Source organism: Faecalicatena contorta (assembly GCF_021531995.1).
GTDB classification, from domain to species: domain Bacteria; phylum Bacillota; class Clostridia; order Lachnospirales; family Lachnospiraceae; genus Dorea_A; species Dorea_A contorta_A.
The window spans coordinates 1-289 of record NZ_JAFBIZ010000320.1 but is presented as its reverse complement, the minus strand read 5'-3'; the positions used below and the strand labels follow the sequence as shown (position 1 = coordinate 289).

The 289-nt window shown below is 52.2% G+C and carries 2 rRNA genes; both read left to right on the top strand.

Features of this window, described 5'->3' with window-relative positions:
* Window positions 1–101: ribosomal RNA gene (locus JQM82_RS16160) — 16S ribosomal RNA — on the top strand; the annotation flags it as partial.
* A 70-nt stretch (window positions 102–171) separates the two neighbouring features.
* Window positions 172–289: ribosomal RNA gene (gene rrf, locus JQM82_RS16155) — 5S ribosomal RNA — on the top strand.

Here is a 289-nt window from a genome sequence, read left to right as displayed (position 1 = left end):
CCAACCTTTACAGGAGGGAGCCGTCGAAGGTGGGACCGATAACTGGGGTGAAGTCGTAACAAGGTAGCCGTATCGGAAGGTGCGGCTGGATCACCTCCTTTCTAAGGAAGAAGAAGTAAGGGTTGTTATCTATTGTTTAGTTATTAAGGCTGTCAAAAGCTTAATAGCATTTCTGGTGGCGATGCGCTTGAGGGTCACACCCGTTCCCATCCCGAACACGATGGTTAAGCCTCAAGCGGCCGATGGTACTTCACTGGAGACGGTGCGGGAGAGTAGGTGGCCGCCAGAT